The sequence below is a fragment of the Deinococcus sp. KSM4-11 genome, from assembly GCF_004801415.1.
Lineage (GTDB): Bacteria > Deinococcota > Deinococci > Deinococcales > Deinococcaceae > Deinococcus.
Window position 1 is genome coordinate 516,162 of the sequence record NZ_SSNX01000002.1, and the last position, 16,101, is coordinate 532,262.

9 protein-coding genes and 1 riboswitch are annotated in these 16,101 nt (G+C 65.2%); of the genes, 5 read left to right on the forward strand and 4 right to left on the reverse strand.

All coding sequences use genetic code 11. The features are described 5' to 3' along the window. Positions 1-54 precede the first annotated feature (54 nt). The 3 genes from E7T09_RS22085 to E7T09_RS09435 all read right to left on the reverse strand — a co-directional run bounded on the left by E7T09_RS22085 (position 55) and on the right by E7T09_RS09435 (position 5,939). Entirely contained in the window at positions 55-2,310 is a 2,256-nt protein-coding gene (locus E7T09_RS22085) for an NPCBM/NEW2 domain-containing protein (protein ID WP_240741712.1), read from the reverse strand. Positions 2,311-2,322: 12 nt separating this feature from the next. Then, positions 2,323-2,401: riboswitch (cyclic di-GMP riboswitch) on the reverse strand. Between the two features lie 774 nt (positions 2,402-3,175). Beyond that, on the reverse strand, positions 3,176-4,657 hold the full coding sequence (locus tag E7T09_RS09430) for a lipopolysaccharide biosynthesis protein (protein ID WP_168734783.1): 1,482 nt from the start codon (positions 4,655-4,657) through the stop codon (positions 3,176-3,178). Next, a complete protein-coding gene (locus E7T09_RS09435; RefSeq protein WP_136388908.1) occupies positions 4,650-5,939 on the reverse strand; it encodes a glycosyltransferase in 1,290 nt (429 codons plus the stop codon). The genes E7T09_RS09430 and E7T09_RS09435 overlap by 8 nt, the downstream gene beginning before the upstream one ends. 215 nt (positions 5,940-6,154) lie before the next feature. On the opposite strand from E7T09_RS09435, the gene E7T09_RS09440 reads away from it, so the two are divergent. Continuing rightward, positions 6,155-6,871 (forward strand): NAD-dependent epimerase/dehydratase family protein, encoded by a 717-nt coding sequence (locus tag E7T09_RS09440; protein WP_136388909.1) that lies wholly within the window; start codon positions 6,155-6,157, stop codon positions 6,869-6,871. 99 nt (positions 6,872-6,970) lie between these two features. Beyond that, the gene (locus tag E7T09_RS09445) at positions 6,971-9,187 is read left to right on the forward strand and encodes a glycosyltransferase (protein ID WP_136388910.1); all 2,217 of its coding nucleotides are present in this window, start codon (positions 6,971-6,973) and stop codon (positions 9,185-9,187) included. 364 nt (positions 9,188-9,551) lie between these two features. On the opposite strand, the gene E7T09_RS09450 is transcribed toward E7T09_RS09445, so the two are convergent. Beyond that, positions 9,552-11,393 (reverse strand): NPCBM/NEW2 domain-containing protein, encoded by a 1,842-nt coding sequence (locus E7T09_RS09450; protein WP_136388911.1) that lies wholly within the window; start codon positions 11,391-11,393, stop codon positions 9,552-9,554. A gap of 875 nt (positions 11,394-12,268) precedes the next feature. On the opposite strand from E7T09_RS09450, the gene E7T09_RS09455 reads away from it, so the two are divergent. The 3 genes from E7T09_RS09455 to E7T09_RS09465 are packed head-to-tail and all read left to right on the forward strand — an operon-like array spanning position 12,269 to position 16,069. Then, positions 12,269-13,720 (forward strand): exopolysaccharide biosynthesis polyprenyl glycosylphosphotransferase, encoded by a 1,452-nt coding sequence (locus E7T09_RS09455; RefSeq protein ID WP_240741713.1) that lies wholly within the window; start codon positions 12,269-12,271, stop codon positions 13,718-13,720. Between the two features lie 4 nt (positions 13,721-13,724). After that, positions 13,725-14,903 carry a glycosyltransferase gene (locus tag E7T09_RS09460; RefSeq protein WP_168734784.1) on the forward strand — a complete coding sequence of 393 codons (1,179 nt, stop codon included), beginning with the start codon at positions 13,725-13,727 and terminating at the stop codon, positions 14,901-14,903. Positions 14,904-14,914: 11 nt separating this feature from the next. Next, positions 14,915-16,069, forward strand: a complete 1,155-nt coding sequence (locus E7T09_RS09465; protein ID WP_240741714.1) for a glycosyltransferase — start codon at positions 14,915-14,917, stop codon at positions 16,067-16,069. Positions 16,070-16,101: the final 32 nt, after the last annotated feature.

The following is a 16,101-nucleotide window of genomic DNA, read 5'->3' on the forward strand; positions in this document are numbered from 1 at the left end:
GCTGTCCCGTGGTGGGACTGCACCTGCCGCCCTGGGGCGACGCTCAGACCTGGTTCAGGGAATCCCGATCGGCAGGCCAGCCGTCGTGGCGCGCAGTTCCCAGGCGCTGATGGCCGCCGCAAGGCTGCTGAGCGCGATCGCCTGGTTGGTCGGGCCGACCCGGGTGTTCCCGCCGTCCACGCCGGCCGAAGCGCTGATCGACAGGTCCCAGCGGGCGTTGGGGTTGCTGGTCGAGGGGTTCCCCCAGCCGACCGTGTTGCCCGAGGCCACGACACTCGAGGCGATGTGCGCGGGGTCGCCGGAGTAGTTGCGGATGTAGATTCCAGCGTCGGTGTCAGCGTCGAGCAAGGTGCCGTCTGCCAGCTTCCCGGTGCCGAGCACCACGTTGTTCTTGATGGTGAGGTAGTTGCCGCCGGCCGCCGCGACGCCGTAGTTGCTGGTTTCGAGAATGACGTTGTCCGAGGCTTCCTGGTATGCGCCGCCGCCGTCGCCGAGCATGATGCCGCCGCCGGTGTAGCTGGCCGAGGGATCACCGGCGTACGCTCCGTTGATCAGGTTGTGGTGGACGCGGATCGGGCTGCCGGCCACGCCGCTGGAGGCGTACAGGTTCACGGTGTCTTCGACGTGGGAGGCGCGGGGCGTTTCATCGACGCGGTTCCAGCCGATGTCCACGCGGGGGGCATTCTGGACGGCGTTCAGCTGCACGAACTGCACGCGGTAGAACTTGCCGTTCTGGAACCCACCGTGGCCGTCGCTGTAGCGGCCTTCGATGTCACGGGCGACGTTCTGGCGCACGGTGATCGTGGTGGGGGTGGCCGCCGTGCCCCGCCAGGCGTTGAGGTAGATCCCGCTGGTGTTGGCGAAGGTATTGCGCTCGATCAGGATGGAGACGAAGCCCTCGGCGCTGACGAACCGGCCGGGCGTGCGGGTGACGTCATTCGGGTTCAGGCCCTGTCCGGTGCAGCCGCGCACGGTCAGGGTGGCATTGGACCACGGGGCCGAGATCAGGATGCCCTTGCCGCGCACCGAGCAGTTCTCGATGATGACGGGTTCCGTCGTCTTGACCGTCACGGCGGGAACCGCCGGGTTGAGGCTCTCCCACGCTCCGGTATACGTGCCGCCCTTGGTGATGGTGATCGGGGCGGCGTAGGTCAGGACGGTGGGAGCCGGAGCCGGAGCCGGTGCGGGCGTCGGAGCCGGGGTGGGCGCGGGCGTCGGTGCGGGAGCGGGCGTCGGAGCCGGAGTGGGATCAGGCGCGGGCGTAGGCGCCGGAGCAGGTGCGGGTGCCGGCGTGGGATCAGGGGCCGGCGTCGGCGCGGGAACAGGATCGGGCGCGGGTGTCGGAGCCGGTGCGGGAGCAGGCGTCGGTGTGGGAGCGGGCGTCGGAGCCGGGGTGGGTGCGGGCGTGGGGGTGGGTGCCGGTACCGTGGCCGGCGGAACCACCAGGTAACAGCTCTTGTTCACGAATTTTGCGGGATCGCTGCCGAAGAACAGGTTGTTGCAGGTGCCGGTGCCCGTCACGGACTTGTAGGCCCAGCGGGTATCCACGCCGTAGCGCACCGTCTGGGTGCCCGTCACGGTGAAGTCGTGGCCTTCCGTGACGAGTTTCACGTAGGTCGTGCCGGCCACATCGGCAGCGGTGGCCGTCGGCGCTGTGGCGATGGGCGCGCAGCCGTGGAGGATGGGCGTGGCCCAGTCGGCGTGGTCGGAGGCGTTGCCGTTGCCGGCGTCCGTGACCACGAGCTGCATGGTGCTCCGGCCGGTGAGGTCGACCTTGATGCTCTTGGTCGCGCTGGCGCCGGTCATGATGCCGGAGTCGTACAGTTTCGTGCTGTCGGAGTACACCTGGAAGATGACCGAGCCCTTCGTGCCCACCTCGTCGTCAACACCGATATCCGCTGTCAAGCTGGTGCAGGTGGCGTCCAGGGCGAAGGTGATCTTCGAATTGGCGTGCACGCCGTAGCCGGTGGTGTACGTCTTCCCGGCCAGGGTGAGGTTGCGGCCGTCACCGGCCACGTTCTGGCCGTTGCTCTTGTTGAGTTCGACTGGGCCGTACCCGTTGGTGGCGGACGTCCAGATGGCGCCGCTCAGGGGATTGTCGCCGCTCTTGAGGGCGAGGGCTTCCGCGTAGAGGGGCGTGTCCGTGGTCACGTCCGCGCCGGTCGGCAGCGTGGCGTCCTCGGCCGCCGGGACGCTGGCTTCCGCGGGGACGTCCGGAGTGGAACTGGAACAGGCGGCCAGGGACATTGCGAGTGTGAAGGCGAGCAGCGTGGCAGAAACAGGGGCACGGGAAGAGCGGAAAACGTTCATGAGGTACCTTCCTTCGGTAGCCCGGCGGACTCGATGAGCGAGTTCCGTGGCTTTGCGTCCCTTCCTCACGGAAGGTTTGCCGTTTCGGTGATAGGTCTCGGATGACGCGGATGCGTCTGCTCTCTGACGGGTTCATGATGCTCAACGCTTCACGACACTTTCATCACATTAAGAGTGGGCTGAAGAAAGCTTCATGAAGTCCTCGTGCGTGAAGATGGGAGCCACGCGCTCAGGCTGCGTTCCCACTGGAACGGAGTGGAGAGGGTTCCTCGTCATGCTTCACTTCGTTAAGAAGGTGAGATTGGGCCGTCAGAAGCCTGTCAGGAATCCAGCGTGTCGTCATTGCCCGTTTCCAGGGCAAACGGCCGGGGATGACGTCTGAGCCGACATTTCCCGATTTCATGGCTCCAGGCGTCCCCCATTCAGGGGCGTGTCATGGGCTGGATAAATACTTGGATTCTTGAGGTGCAATCTGACAACCGCCAGTCGGGTGTACCGTGACGCCATACATGCTGAATGTGGCGTGCTAAGTGGCTCCAAGCGTCTGCCAACTCGCCTGACCTGGCCGGGTGACTTCAGATTGAAAACGGAATCTGACCTCAGGTGACTCTCAGGCACTTCACCGGGCAGAAGTGGTCGAGGTTCGGCGGATTCCAGAGCGGTGATGTAAGCGGGACGCCGTAGGTCTCTGCGTGGCCCGACTCCCCGACCCGGCGCCTGCGAGCCATTGGATGGCGCCCCACTTCCTTGAGGTCACTGACCTTCGCAATCGTTGGCTGGATTGTCCGAGCAGAACGGACTCCGCATGGATGAAGCCGCGCTCGCAGATGGCTGGCGCGGCCTCACACTGGGCTTTCGAAAAGGCTCAGCCAGGGGTGCCGGCCAGTCTGCCCCGAAGTTGCTGCAGACTGGTGCGCGCCATCTGCTGCAGTTCGCTGGGCGGCCCGAGCAGAACGACACCCGCCAGCACGGCCGCACCGAGGAGGAGTTCCGTTACGAACAGGAGCGGGAGGGGAACATTGATGGCCCTGAGGGTGAAGACGACGGCGGCTGTCAGCAGGGCCGAGCCCACGAAATAGAGGCCGCCCAGCCCGTACGACAGGGCAATCTCACGGCCGCTGCCTCCGATGATCTGGCGGGCCACGAAGGCGTAGGCGACGCTACGCACCATGCTGGCTGCCACGAGCACGATGGCAATCTGTTCAACCTGCCCGCCCAGGCGGTAGGTCGTCCAGAAGGCTGTGGCCAGGGCGACGAAGTACACCGCCTGAATGGCGATCTTCACATTCAGGCGTGCCGTGGCCTCTGCCAGCACGGCCGAGAGGTTGGTGAGGACGGCAAAGGGAATAAACAGCGCGAAGGTCTGCATCAGCGTGATGGAATCGAGGTACTGGGGGCCGAGCATGACCTTCACGATTTCGGGCGCGTCGATGATGATGCAGCCGGCGGCGCTGAAGATCACCAGTGCCATCGCGCGCAGGCCCGACAGATAGGCGCGGCGCAGGCGTTCGGGTTCATCCTGCACGGCACTGAACGATGGCGCCAGTACCCTCGAGAGGCTCATGGCGAAGTTCGTGGCGGGCATGGCCAGCGTGCTGAACGTCCGGCTGTAGGTGCCCAGTGCCGCTTTCGAGTAGAACTTCGCGATCAGGAAGGTGTCCAGGCTGGCGCTGATGAACTCCAGGAAGTTGATCACCGTGGCCCGCATCCCGAAGGTGTACAGACCCTGGTAGGCCGACACGCGGAAGATCGGCCGCAGCGTGTGCCGGGTGGCCGAGTACAGGATCACGAGCTGGATCAGGCCCTGCGCGACGGCACTGATCACGAGGCTCTGCGCGCCGTAGCCGAGATAGGCCGCGCCCAGGCCCAGCAGGCCGTGCCCGAGGATGTACGAACTGAGTTCCGCCGTGACGAGCGGCTTGAAGCGCAGGGCCCGCCGGAGCAGGCTGGCCGACAGCGTGTTCGCGCCGTACAGCACGTATACACACGCGTACCCGCGGAACACCGGCGCGACATCCGGGTTCTTGAAGAATTCCGCTGCGAAGGGCGCCGCCAGCCACGCCAGAGCGGTGGCGACGAGGCCCAGCGCCATCGACGAGGTGAGCCCGGCCCGGATGTCGTCCTGACTCAGGGAGGACTTCTGCACGATGGCCTGACCGATCCCAAGGTCCGCGATGAACTGTCCGAACCGCTGGAGCAGCGATGCCGTCGCCCAGATCCCGAACTGTTCCTTGGTCAGGAGACGCGACAGGATCGCCGCGAAGAACAGTTGCAGGCTCAGGCTGGTAAACATGGAGAAATAACTCCACTTGATGGCATTGACTGTTTTTGACTTGAGGCTACTCACGCGCATCCTGATCATAGTTGAATGGAGCGTCGTGCCGCGCCGCGCGGTCTGACCTGGTCGCCGGCAACAGGCGTTGGTACAGGTCGAGATACGCCTGAGCTTGCTGGTCGAAGGTATACGTTTTCATGACATGCGCCCGGGACTGCGTGGCCAGTCGCTCTGGATCCGGCGAATCCAGCACATATTCGAGACCGGCCGCGAGGTCGGCGATATCGAGTGGGACAGCCTGATATCCATGTTCGAGGTGCGTGACGATCTCGGCCGTTCCCGTCCCCCGGAGGCATACAACGGGGGTGCCGCAGGCCATGGATTCCATGGCGACCTTCCCGAAGGCCTCTTCCAGTGAGGGCATGGCCGTCACCTCGGACGCCGCGTACAGCTGGCCCATGGTGCGGTCGTCATTGATCATGCCGAGGAACCGGGTCGGAATGGGCATCTCGGGAAGGTCACCATAGACGGGGCCGCCCACGAGCAGTTCCAGCCGATCGGCGTCGGGGCGGCGGGCCAGGATCTCCAGGGCCTCGCGCAGCTGAGGAAACCCTTTGCGGTGATCCTCAAGCGGGTTCATGGCACTGAACAGGATGGAACGGCGCTCCGGATCCAGCCCCAGCGCCACGCGGGCCTCCACCCTGGACTGCGGCTTGAAGCGCTCGACGTCCAGTGCGTTCGGAATGACGAGGGTTTCGTGCTCCCGCAGCAGGGTGCTGCGGCGCGCCTCGCGGGCAATCCACTCGCTGAGCGCCACGAAGGTCAGGTTCAGGCCTTTGAAGGCGCGTTCCTTGCGGTGCCACAGCCGCCTGGACAGGTCATTCTCGCGGTCGGAACCGAGGGCTGGGCAGCGTCCACATGAGGCGGTGAAGCGTTCGCAGCTGCGGGTGTAATGACAGCCGCCCGTCATGGGCCACACGTCCCGCAGCGTCCACACGACCGGCGCGGCGATGCGGCGCACATTCTCCGGCGTGACGAACCCCTCGTTGATCCAGTGCAGATTGACCACGTCAGGCCGGAGCGCGTTGACCCGGCGGTGCACCAGCCGGGGCAGCGTCGCCGTGGAGAACAGGCCCTGCGCCTGTGGGTAGGAGCGCAGCGGGAGGCGTTCGGCCCGGCGGGCCACACGGGCCATCAGGGTGGTGCCGTAGTGGATCACCTGATCGTCGGTCGTGACCTTGTCCTGAACGAGCATGCGTGACGTGATCCGCTGGGAGAGTGCCTGGTGAAGCCAGTACGCGCCGCGTGCCGCGCCACCACCACCGTCAGAGGTATTGAGATGCAGCACCTGCATCAGGAGCGAACCGCGCCAGGGAACCGGTGCCTTGTCGGAAGGCGGTGCGGGGAGCTCATCATTCAGGCAGCGTAGACGCCGCCACGTTACGGGAATGCAAACGGCCGTCCTGGGAGAATCACCCGCGGCGGTTCAAGAGGGCATGACCGGCGGACGCGCCGTATGGGCGTCACTTTAACGGCGAGGTAACGCTGGAATGGGCACACTGCTGGCACATGAGCATGCGACTTCCGCTGGACGCACGAATATATGTGGCCGGGCATGACAGCCCCCTGGGCCGCATGCTCTGCCGCAAACTTCACCTGGGCGGGTACCGCAACGTGATCATCCGTGAAGCCCATGAACTGAACCTGCGCAACCAGCTCGACGTGAATCTGTTCTTCGAACAGGAACTGCCCGACTACGTCTTTCTGGTCAACGACCACACCAGCGGCCAGATCGCGCAGGTGATGAATCCGGCCGAGTACCTGTACTCCCGCTTGCTGGGCCTGTCCAACGTCATTCATGCCTCGTACGTCTACGAGGTGAACAAGCTGCTCAACATCATTTTCACCGTGGATCAGGACGCCGCGCCGCTCCAGGGCCTGACCACCACGCTGGGCCAGTCCGAGGAGCCCACGACCGAAGAGCTGATCGAGCAGCTCACGCTGGGACTGTGCGACCGGTACCGCAGGCAATACGACTGCGACTTCATCTCGGCCCGCTTTCACCTGGATCTGCTTGACGACGCTGCGCCTGGGCGCGTGGGCACGGCGCGGGCCGACAGCGAGCTGTCTCGCCCACATCCAGCGGGCATGCTCGGCAACTGGGCCAGCGGCGACCAGCTGTATTCCCTGGATCCCACGGACGCCTGCCTGTTCCTGATGGAGCATTTTTCCTCGGCCGGTGCGATCTCCGTGCGTTCCGGCTCGAGCAGTTTCGCCTCTCCGTAAGCGGGAGGCCGGTGTGCGTGGATGGAGTTGGGGAGGGCCAGTGGTTCCAGGAGTGAGACGCGATCGTGATCCGGCGCGGGGTAGCCTGGGTTCGATCTCATGACATCCCCTCCTCTTCCTTCTTCTGCCAGCCCGCGTGTGAGCGTGGTCATCCCCACGCGGGGCCGTCCACACCTGCTCGTGTCGCGCGCCCTGCGCACCGCCCTGGGTCAGACCCTCCGGGACATCGAGGTGATTGTGGTCGTCGATGGCCCCGATACCCCGACCCTCGACGCCCTGAACGCCGTGACCGAAGCGGACGCGCGGGTTCATGTGATCGCGCTGCCGCACTCGGTCGGGGGCGGCGAGGCCCGCAATTTCGGGATCCGCGCGGCCCGGGCCGAATGGATTGCCCTGCTGGACGATGACGACGAGTGGCTTCCCGTCAAGCTGGAGCAGCAGTTGGCGGTGGCCGCGCAGGAAGGCCCGAGGGTGATCGTCGCCTGCCCCTGGATCGAACGGACACCCCGTGGGGACACGGCCATGCCGCCGCGCCGACCGGAGCCAGGGGAACCGCTCGGCGAGTATGTCCTGGCCCGCCGTACGGCCTCCGAGAAGGCCAGCGGTCTGGTCAGCAGCCTGCTTTTCACGTCCCGTGACCTGCTGCTCGACGTGCCCTTCCATCCGGGGCTCCCCAAACACCAGGACTGGGACTGGTTGCTGCGCGCGGCAGCCCGGCCGGGCGTGCACCTCGCCTACAGCGCGGATGTGGGGGCCATCTGGTACTACGAGGAGCCACGGGCCTCGGTCAGCCGCTCGCTGGACTGGCGCTTCTCGTTGGCCTGGGCGCAGGGGCACCTGCGCCGCGGCACCATGTCGGACAAAGCCTTCGCGGCGTTCCTGAACTCGCACGTGAGCACCGCCGCGCAGCTCAAGCGAGATGCCTCGGCCGCCCTGCCCCTGCTGGCAGCGTTTGCCCGTGCCCGGCCACGGGCCTTCGAATGGGTACGGTTCATTTCCGGCTGGTTGATTCCTCTGGAACGCCGCCGCGCGCTCCGGGCCGGCCTGGAACGGCCGCTCGCCTTCGTGCGTTCGCGGGGGGCTGGCCGGCCTTCCATACCGGCGCACAATGACACCGCGCCCGCCTTCCCCCGCCGCGTCGCGCTGATTGATCCGCTGGACACCGGCCATCACACAGGTTACGCCGCCGTGCTGGCCGCCGGACTCGTCGCCCAGGGCTGTCAGGTACAGGTCATCGGGTCGAGCCAGCTGGTGGACGCCGTTCACGCTCAGGTTCCACAGGTGCAGACCGACGTTCTGCCCCTGTACGCTTCTGGGGCGGAGGCATATTACAAGTTGTCCCGTCGCACCCGGGAACAGGTGAACATCCGGTTTTTTCGCGCTGCCCTGGCCCTGGCCCGTGCCCAAGATGCCGACGTCGTCCACCTGCTCTACCTCGACAGTTACACCCAGTCCTTCCTGATTGCCCTCGCCTCCATGAAGGTGCGCCTGGGCCGCATCCGGGTGCGTGCCACGCTGCACTGGCTCTACTTCCTGCGGGCCTACAAGTCCCCCCCGGGCCACCCGCTGGCCGAAGGCTTTCACCGGCTGATCGTGGGCCTGCTGGGCGCTCTCGGCGTGAGGATCATGGTGCACTCGCGCGCCCTGGCCGCCCAGCTGCAATCCAAGGTGCCGGGCCTCGCGGTCGACGCGGTACCGTATTTCGCCGAGCCGCCACGGCTCAGTGGCGAGGCGCGTACGGCGGCTCGTCGTGCCCGGCGTGCGGATCTGGGGTTGCCGGACACGGCCATTGCCCTCCTGGCGTTCGGCGGCACGCGGCACGACAAGGGCAGCGACGTCGCCATTCGTGCCCTCGCCGAGCTTCCGGAGGCCTACCACCTGTTGATCGTGGGGCCAGCCCGCAGCTTTGACGCGCAGGCCCTGGTTGACCTGGCACAGGAGCACGGTGTGGCCGACCGCGTGCACTTCCGGGTCGAGTTCGTGCCGGATGACGAGGTCGAGGGGTATTTCGTCGCCGCTGATGCGGTCGTGCTGCCCTACCGCCGCGTGTTCGCCGGGCAGAGCGGGCCGCTGCTGATTGCCGCCTCACTGGGTGTGCCCGTCATCGCATCGGACGTGGGCGTGCTGACCGAGACCGTCCAGGCCTATGACCTCGGCGTCCTGTGTGCCCCGGAGGATGCCACGGCCCTGGCGGAGGCCCTGCGTCAGGTTCCCAGCCTCGCACCACGCACGCAGACCGCCCGCTTCCAGGTCGACCACACCCCGGCACAGTTCACCCAGTCCACGCTGGAGAGTTACCGTGCTGGTCGCCGCTGAACTGAAACCTGCTGCAAGGCGTAAGGAGGCCGGGCACCCGTAAAGTTCCCGGCGCGGGCGCTGAACGGTAACGTGTCTGCCCGTCATGTCACCTAAGAAGGCAGTGGAGAACAGATCGGTGTCTGGAGAGGCGGAGTAGGAACGGCATTGAGCATGTCAGCCAGCTCACCAGGGCGCTTGACCTGCCAGTTGTCATGGCACTTCTGAGGCATGGCACTGAGCTCGGTTGAGTCCGTTCTTTTCCCAGCAAGGCCGTGATGCCTGGCCTTGCCCGGCCGGAGGGGCCTTGATCACCGGAAAAGTCAGACCCCCAGCCTTGGCTGGGGGTCTGACATCAGGTCGATCTTGCCCAAGGAGCCTGCGCTCAGTTCGTGCCGGCTTTCTGGCTGGCCGAGATGGCGCGGCTCTGCCAGGCGGCGAACTCGGCCGCTTCCGTGGCGAGGGTCGCGAGCGTGGTCAGCGCGGTGTTGTTGTAGCACAACCCCGAGGTGCAGTCAGGCAGCCAGGTGTTGCCCAGGGACTTCGCACCGGTGCTGCTGTAACGCATCCAGGCGATCTTGTTGTCGTGCACGGTATTGTTGTACCAGTTGCCGCCCGACTTCGAGCCCTGCTGATCCCAGACGTAGATGCCGACGTTCTGCGCCGCGATCTTCTGGCCGTTGGGCAGCAGCCCGCTCGACAGCACCCGGTTGTCGTGCACGTTGTGGTCGTGCCCCCCGGCGATCCCGATGCCCTGGTTGCTGGTGCTGATGATCGTGTTCCCGTACACCTCGAAGTAGCCACCGGCCGTGCTGGCGCTCTTGGCATTGCCGTCACCGAGCAGGATGCCGCCGCCCGCGAAGCCTTTGTCCGTGGCCGCATTGATGGCGTAGGCGCCCCAGATGATGTTGTCGTGGATCTTGACGCGGCTCGCGGAGGTGCCGGTGGACTGGTACATGTTGATGTTCTCTTCCAGCGCGCTCTTGCCGGGTTCGTTGATCACCTGGTTCCAGCCGATCTCCGCGTTGCGGAGATTGCGGGCGGTGTTGAACTGCACGAACTGGTAGCGCACGAAGGCGTTCTGGTACCCGCCGCTGCCGTTGCTCTTGCGGCCGTCGATGTTGCGGACACTGTTGCGCAGGATCTTGATGGTCTGGCCGGCGCCGCTGTTGCCGATGAAGTTGCGCACGTAGATGCCGCCGGTGCCTTCCATGTAGTTGTTGTACACGTTGAGGTTGACGGTGTCCTCGGAGTTCAGGAAGCGGCCCATCGCGCGACCGGCAATGTTGGGATTCACGCCGTAGCCCTTGGTGTTGCGCAGGGTCAGGTTCATGTGAAAGCCGCTGATGAGGTTGCCGGGGCCTTTGACGGTGGCGTTCTCGATGGTGACGGGTTCCGTGGTCTTGACGGTGATGGCCGGGACGTTGGGGTTGGTGCTCTGGTAGTTGCCCGTGTACGTGCCACCCTTGGTGATGACCAGCGGCCCCTTGTAACTCACGTTCCCGCTGGGGGTCGGGGAGGGCGTGGGCGCCGGGCTCGGTGTGGGGGCGGGCGCCCCACCCGAGCTGGTGGCCGTGCAGCTGAGCACGCGGGCGTTCGCCCAGTCGGCGTGATCGTAGTAGTTGTTGTCGCCGGCGTCTGTCACGACGAGCTTGAGTTCCTTCTTACCGGAGACGCTGACACTCACGGACTTGGTGCTGCTCGAACCGGTCATCTTGCCGGAGTCGTAGAGTTTGGTGCCGTCGGCCCACACCTGGAAGACCGCTGTGCCTTTGGTGCCGACCTCGTCGTCAAGGCCGATGTCGCTGGCGAAGGTGGCGCACTGGCCGTTCAGAGCGAAGGTGACGGTGGAGTTCGAGTGCGTGCCCAGCCCCGTCGAGTAGGTCTTGCCGTTCAGGGTCAGCGTTCGGCCGTCGCCTGATTTGACTTCGGCGTTGCTCTTGTTGCGCTCGACTGGGCCCCAGCCGCTCTTGGCCGAGGTCCAGCCCAGGCTGGACAGCTGGTTGGTGCCGGAGGTGAGCGCGAGGGCGCTGAGGTCACCCAGACCGTTGTCGGTCGCTTCCCAGGAACGGTCGATCCCGTCGTAGGGGGAGTCGGCCAGGCCAGCTTGATCACCGCTCACGGCGGATGCCTCGGGGACGCTGGGCGACTGCGAGCAGGCGGCCATGGCCAGGGGAACCAGGAGGAGGAGGGCGGTGCGGAAGCGGGCAGGGGAGATGTGGGTCATGTGGTGTCCTCTCGATACGTCTGGCGCGGGGCCACTGGCTCAGAAGGGAAAGATGTTGAATTTGGGTGGCGCACTTCTGAGGACGGGGATGGGGTTCTTGAAAGTCTTCATAAGACCTTCAGATGCCCTGTGACGTACCTTAACCAAACGTTGTGAAAGCTTTATGTACAGCGGAATGTGGAGTTTGTTGTATGTGAGCAAAGATGAGGACGTCTGAATTGACGATTCTGTTGTGTTGGTAACCTTCGATGTTTCGACGTTGCTTTATCATCGAGTCGCCTCCTCATGTAACAGTTCTCATACGTCCGGATCGGTTGAAGAGACCGGATTCCCGTAACCTTCGTTGTCATCAACAGAAAGGATGATGTCGGGCAAAAGAGAGCTGTCTAGACATGATGGTTCGATTTCACTTGGGCCTGAAGCGGCCAATGCCGAGTTTCACGCGACTGGATGGCCATTTCGGTCTCAGCCATCTGCGGCCACTTCGAAATGCTGGTCAGATTCAGATCAGACCATTGACGTGCAGTCCTGCTTGGTGCATGCCCCCAATGGGGTGACCAAGGGAGTGCCGCGGGCTGGCTGGATCACACTCCCGGCAGGAAAACCGGGCAAAGCGCGTTCTTCTCATGGCCGCATGAGTCGAAAAAAACGCTTCCCTCACAGTCGTCGGTACGATGCTGTCACCCGCCAGCATGAACGGTGGTGGGCAGCGTGAACGCTTGTTACTCCCTCTCCAGTCGTCACACTTTTTCGCCTGACGCATGATCCTCGTTTACGATTCCTTAGCGAGCTCACACGCACTGTGAGGGCACGAGAGACCACGAGTGGAAGTCCACTCATCTACCCGATTCGCCTTTTTCCTGAGGAGCCACGAGATGCAGGCCACCAGCAATCCTTCCCTCCTCCGCCAGACGATGCTCGGCCTGAACCGGCGTGACATCGGCCCGTGGAAACTCTGGCGGATTCTCAATGGTTGCGCCGTTGCAACAGGTGACCTCTGCGCGATCATTCTTGCCACCATGCTCGTCTCCGCCCTGTGCGGTCAGGCCGTCCTGGCCCCGTTGTCGTCGGGGTGGCTGACCCTGATCTCGATCGTGTGGCTCCTTGGTGCCAACGTCCTGCACCTGCTCCCGGACTGGGGCATGTCCCCCCCCACGCAACTCGAACGGCTGTCCAAGCTGATGGGAGTGGTGTTCGCGACGACTGCTGCCGCGATGTACATCAGCCACGATGAACCCCAGAGTTTCCACCTGATCCTTCTCGCTGCCATGCCGATCGCCCTGGCGTTTATCGTCGTGACCCGATCCATCCTGAAATCGGCCCTCATCCACTGGAACGTCTGGGGCGTCCCCGTGGCCGTGTACGGGGGGGCCATGACCGGCACCATGATCATCGAGGCGCTGCGTGGCAATCCCGGATACGGCTACCGCCCGGTGGCCGTCTTCGATGACAACGACGCCCTGCAGGGCACCAGCATCCACACGGTTCCGGTCGTCGGGGGAACGGCGAGTTCGCTGGACGTTCCCGTGGCGATCCTGGCGATGCCCGGTATGGGACGGCACCGGCTCGTGGAAATGCTCGAAGGCCCGCTCGCTCCGTATCCCAAGGTCATCCTGATTCCCGACCTGTTCGAGGTCGAGAGCATGTGGGCCCAGACACGTGATTTCGGGGGTGTCATGGGACTCGAAGTGGCCCGCAACCTCCTGAACGGCCCGGCACAGTGGGTGAAACGCACCCTGGATATCCTGCTGGTGACCCTGAGTGCGCCGCTGTGGCTTCCCGTGTGCCTGCTGCTCGCTGGCCTGATCTGGCTGGAAGACCGCACCAATCCCGTGTTCTTCCAGAAGCGCGTCGGCTTCCGCGACGCTCCCTTCACCGCCTGGAAATTCCGGACCATGGTGCCCGACGCCGAGGGTGTGCTGCAGCAGAAGCTGGCCACGGATCCTGCGCTGCGTGCCGAATGGGAGGCGAACTATAAGCTCCGCAACGATCCCCGCATCACCCGGATCGGCCGGTTGCTGCGCCGGACGAGCCTGGACGAACTGCCCCAACTGATCAACGTGCTGCGCGGTGACATGTCCCTGGTGGGCCCGCGCCCACTGCCGCAGTACCACCATGAGCAGCTGTCCCCCCAGACCCAGAAACTGCGGCTGCTGGTGAACCCCGGAATGACCGGGCTGTGGCAGGTCTCGGGCCGCTCGGAATCCGGCAACCTGGGCATGGAACGCTGGGATCCCTACTACGTGCGCAACTGGTCGATCTGGCTGGATCTGTACATCCTGATCCGCACATTCAGTGTCGTGCTCAAAGGCTCCGGTGCATACTGAACCCGTGCAGAGCGAGGGCGTGACCAGGAAACCCAAGGTGTTACAGGTCATCACCCACCTGGCCCTCGGCGGAGCGGAAGAAGTCGCCATCTCGCTTGCAGAATCGCTGCATCAGGACGTCGACTTCACCTTTTTCGTGGTTCAGGGCGGCCCGCGCAGCGAGATCGGCCGGGACTTCTACCTGCGGCTCCAGGCCTGCAACATCCCGGTGTACACCGGCACCATGGTGCCCATGAAGCTCGGCGGCGCGATGGTGGCGGGGCTGAGGCTCAACCGACTGATCTGGCGTGTCCGGCCGGACATCATTCACCTGCACACCGAGATTCCCGAAACCACCTACGCCTGCGCGACCCTGTTCGGTCTTCCCGGCCCGATGAAACTGGTGCGCACCATCCACAACACGTCGCTGTGGCCCGCGTGGGCCCGCATCGGGGCCTGGGCGGAGCGCCGGCTCGGGGGTGCCCGGGTGGGCTCCGTGTCCAAGGGCGGGCTCGACGGCCTGATGCGCTTCCAGGACGCCTACCGGATTCCCCGGACGCCCGAGCAGCAATCCCAGGTGATCTATGCCGGCGTGAGCAGGGACGAGCCGCGCGGCCCTGGCCCGGCCACGTTGAACGGGGATGGCGTTCCGGTGCGCGTTCTGTTTGCAGGTCGCTTCGAATACCAGAAGGGCGTGGATCTGATCCCGGAAATCGTGGAGCAGGCCGCACACCTGACCACTCGGCCTGTGGAGCTGCACATTGCCGGCAGCGGTACCTTCGAGCGCGGCCTGAGGGACTGGGTGGCCACGCAACGCACGTCCTGGAAAATCACGATAGGGCCGCCCATTCCGAACCTGGCCGCCTACCTCAACAACGGCAACCAGGATCTGATCCTGATGCCGTCGCGGTTCGAGGGGCTGTCGTTGGTGGCGGTCGAATCCTTGATGGCCGGCGTGCCCATCATCGCGACGAAAATCGCCGGACTGCAGGAAGTCTTCCACGGGGAGTACGCCCTGCTGGCGGAGGCCGGCGACATGAAGGGCCTGGCTGCCCTGCTGGCCCTGGCGATCAACGATCTTGAGGGTGCCACGGCTGAGGCGCTGGCGCAACGGCCCACCATGTTCGACCGCTTCAGCCAGCGGGGCATGGGCACCAATTACCTGCAGCTCTACCAGCGCGCCCTGGTCGACGCGCCGACGTGAATATCCTGTTGGTGCACAATTTTTACCAGCAACCGGGAGGCGAGGACGTCGTCTTCCGGGCGGAATCCAGCCTGCTGAGCGGCGCCGGTCACTACGTGCAGGAATACACCGTCACCAACGACGACGTCTCTCAAACACCCAGACTGACGCTCGCGGCCCACACCGTCTGGAATGCCGGCGCAGCCTCCAGGCTCGCTCAGGAAGTGAGACGCGGCGCGTTCGATGTCGTCCATTTTCACAACACCTTCCCGCTGCTGTCCCCTGCGGTGTACAGTGCCGTCCGCTCCGCCGGAGCGGCGACCGTGCAGACCCTGCACAACTACCGGCTGCTGTGCGCCAACGCGCTGCTGTTCCGTGATGGCCACGTCTGTGAGGCCTGCGTGGGCCGCCTGCCCCTCCCGGCCGTGCGCTACCGGTGCTACCGGAACAGCCTCGGGGCCTCCGCGACGGTGGCGGCCATGCAGGTCACGCACCGCATGCTGGGCACCTACCAGCATCACGTCGACGCGTACATCGCCCTGACGGACTTTGCCCGCGACAAGTTCATCCAAGGGGGACTGCCGGCGGGCCGCTTGCACGTCAAGCCGAACTTCCTGTCCCCCGATCCGGGCATGGGGCAGGGCGGGGGAGGGTACGCCCTGTTCATCGGCCGGCTCACCCCGGAAAAAGGCATCCGAACCGTCCTGGACGCGTGGAAGGAACTCGGCCACGACCTGCCCCTCAAGGTGCTCGGCGACGGCCCGCTACGTGCCGAGGCCGAGCAGGCTGGAAGTCAGCTGCCCGGCGTCACGTACCTGGGACAGCGGGGACGGGATGAGGTCATGGCCCTCGCCGCCGGGGCCGAGTGCCTGATCTTCCCCTCCGAGTGGTACGAGGGCTTTCCGATGACCATCGTGGAGGCGCTGGCGGTGGGCCTCCCGGTGATCGCCAGCCGGGTCGGGGCCATGCAGCATCTCATCAAGCCCGGCGTGACCGGTGAGCATTTCACGCCCGGTGACGCTGCCGATCTGATCCGTGCCGTTCGCCGGTTTCTGGACTCCGACCGCCAGGCTGCCCGGTCACGCGCGCGCGCAGACTTCACCGATCACTACACCAGCGCCGAGAACCTGCGCCAGCTCATGTATATTTACGATCAGGCCAGACAGGCGCACACCACGCGGCCCTGAAGCTCGTGGGCCGCAGGATCAATCGACGCCCG